The organism is Lentisphaerota bacterium, assembly GCA_016873675.1.
In the GTDB taxonomy this organism is placed as follows: Bacteria; Verrucomicrobiota; Kiritimatiellia; order RFP12; family JAAYNR01; genus VGWG01.
In genome coordinates, this window is the sequence record VGWG01000185.1 from 1 (window position 1) to 3,139 (window position 3,139).

Here is a 3,139-nt window from a genome sequence, read left to right on the forward strand (position 1 = left end):
GGTCTGGCTGGCCTATGAACTGGGAGGCAGTTACGAAAATCTTCCTCCCACGCCCCTGGATCACGCCTGCCGGGACCGCCGGTGGTGCCGGGGAAATCTGCAGCATGCGTGGATGCTGACGGCGCACGGGCTCAATCCCATCAATCGCCTTCACCTGTTGATGGGTATTCTTTCCTATGTCGCCTCACCGCTCTGGCTGCTGTTTCTTGTGCTCGGGACGCTTCAGGGCTGGGTCGAAGCCGAATTTGGTCCGGGCCCGCGCTATGACTCCGATGTGGGGCTGTCGTCCTTTCTGGATATCGGCGGTGGACGGCTGGCCTTGCTGCTGTTTGCGATCGCGGTGACCCTGCTGACCTTGCCCAAGGCGCTGGCGGTGCTGCTGGTGCTTCGCGACCGAAAGCGGCGGCGGGAGTTCGGCGGCGGTGTGCGCGTGGTGATCGGCTGCGTGTTGGAGCATGCGCTCTCGGTGTTGCTGGCACCCGTGCAGATGATCTTTCACTCCCGTTTTGTGGCTGGGATCCTGATGGGGCGGGATGTGCCGTGGAATCCGCAGCAACGGGACGCGGCTGGCGGCGTGGACTGGGAGGGCATCATTAAGGCCTACGCGCCGCATACGGTGATCGGCGCCGTCTGGGCCGTTCTCGCGTGGCGGCTCAGCCCGACCCTCTTCTGGTGGCTCAGCCCGGTGACGTTCGGATTGATGGTGTGCATCCCTTTGTGTGTGGTCCTCAGCATGCCTGGCTTGGGCCGGCGGCTGCGGGCGCTCTCGCTCTTTGTCATCCCGGAAGAGACGAATCCGCCGTCGATGGTTTCGCATCTGGAGAAAAACCTGGAGAGCATCCATCATCGGTTGACGCCGTCGCCCTGGCTGGGCGAACAGTACGGAATCACTCAGGTCGTGATCGATCCTTATATCAATGCCGCGCACTGCTCCCTGTTGCGCGACAAGAACGCGCCGGGCGAGGCCGCGCACAAGCACCTGCTGGATCTAGCGGACACGCTGCTGGCGAAGGGGCCAGCGGCGCTGAATCGCAAGGAGCAAATGGTCCTGCTGAGAAACGCGCAGACCGTGACCGATCTACACGAGCGCGTCTGGTGTCTTCCAGAAGCAAAGCTGTCGCACTGGTGGCGCATGGCCATGCGCGACTACAACACCCTCCAAGATCGCCCGTTGACGGCCCTCTATCGGTGAGTCGACTCGGGCTCGCAACAGGGCCTGTGCGCCATTTCGTAGGTATGAGACAAGAAAGTGAGCCTTTCCGCGTATCCAGCCCCGTTATTTCGGGCAATATGGACTATATAAAATATTGCGCCGCAACTGTCTACAACAATCCTCAGAAAACGGGGGGGGTAGACAAGAGCGTGATTCCCTGCTACACTTCTCCCGGTCGTTTTGTGCGCGGTATGGTGCTGTGCAGAAAACGACGGGGCGTAGGCTGGTGCGTCATGCTTGCCCATGCTGGGCGGCGAGACGTTTCACTTTACAAAACGCCCCGCGACGCAAGCCGTCAGGCGCCGCGTTGCGGGGGGGGGGTTGCAAGAGCCTCAATCTAGCGACCAACACGAACCCTCGCCAAGCGAGGTTACCCTGGGAGGGGCCAAATGATCCGAAAGTTTCTGTGTGCGTCGATGCTTCTGATCGCGATGGGAACAACCGCGACGATGTTCGCCGCTGAACCCCTGAAGATCGCCGTGAGACAGGGCTCAGAATGGAAAGAACTCGACACCTGGACCGTGGCGCACGCGGCTGGTTTTCAGCCGCGCACGGAACCGGCGAAACTGAGCGTCTATGGCGGCGATCCGTCCCGCAAAGTCGAGGCTACGGGCTTTTTCCGCACTCAGAAGATCGGTGAGCGTTGGTGGCTGGTGGATCCTGAAGGCAATCTCTTCATAACAGTCGCGCTGGGTTGTGTCTATCCAGCCCACAACACCCCCAAGTCCGAGGCAGCCTTTGAAGCCAAATTCGGCAGCGACGAGAAATGGGCTGAACAGACGGTGGCGTTGATGTTGGAAAACGGTTTCAACGGCAGCGGCGCGTGGTCTAAAAACGCTTTGCTAGCCAAGGTGCCCAAGCGCATAGCCTACTGCCCGATTTGGGACTTCAAAAAGTCTTACAAAGGCGGGAAACGCCCCTTCCTCTTTGACCCCGAGTTTGAAACCTTTGCGATGGAACACGCCAAACAGTTGGCCGCCACGAAGGACGACCCGTGGCTGCTGGGGCACTTCTCCGATAACGAACTCGAGTTCTCCAAGAAGAACAGCAGGGTCCTCGAAGAATGTCTCGGCCAGCCCAAGGAGGACTACCGCTATGAGGCGGCGTGGAAGTGGCTGCAGGCGCGCAAGGGTGAGCAGGCCGATCCGAATGCAATTGCCCGCGAGGACCAGGAGGCGTTCGCTGCATTTGCGGATGAGTGGTACTTCGCCGTCGTCTCGAAGGCCATCAAGACGCACGATCCGAACCACCTGTATTTGGGCTGCCGGTTTTTCTCGGATAATCAGGGGAGCGCAAACCTCTTCCGCGCCGCCGGCAAATACGCAGATGTCGTTTCGCTAAATCTGTACGGGACGTGGACTCCGGACGATAAGAAAATGGCGAACTGGGCAGGGTGGTCTGGCAAGCCGTATATAATCAGCGAATTCTACGCCCGGGGCGAAGATTCAGGGCTGCCTAACACGACTGGTGCCGGATGGACGGTGAAAACACAAAAGGACCGCGGGCTTTACTATCAGAATTTATGCCTTGGGTTGCTGGAGTCCAAAGGGTGCGTCGGTTTTCACAACTTCCGTTACCAAGATAACGACCCGGACGACAAAAAAGTTGATCCTTCGAACAGAACCTCCAACAAAGGGATCGTGACGGCGTATTTCGATGAGTACCCGGAGTACCTGAAACCCATCAAGGAACTGAACCTGAATGTCTACGACTTGATCGACTGGATGGACAAGGGCGGGCGGGTGCATCCGTAGCCTGAGGCCTATCACTGGTCGATGTTTGCCAAGCCGACGATGCGATGCATTGCCCCCGCGCCCCTCTTCCGCCAATGTAATAGACTACGCCCGCCTGCGGGGGCAATCAGTGCATCTGCAACAGTTTCAGCAGACTCTCGTCAAGATGGTGTCCGTGCCATTCCTTGTACGC

Annotated in this window: 1 protein-coding gene; it reads left to right on the forward strand. The window is 59.1% G+C overall.

From position 1 onward, the window contains the following. Window positions 1-1,602 precede the first annotated feature (1,602 nt). Complete coding sequence (locus FJ222_12445) at window positions 1,603-2,967, forward strand: agarase (protein ID MBM4165231.1); 1,365 nt, start codon at window positions 1,603-1,605, stop codon at window positions 2,965-2,967. Window positions 2,968-3,139 lie beyond the last annotated feature (172 nt).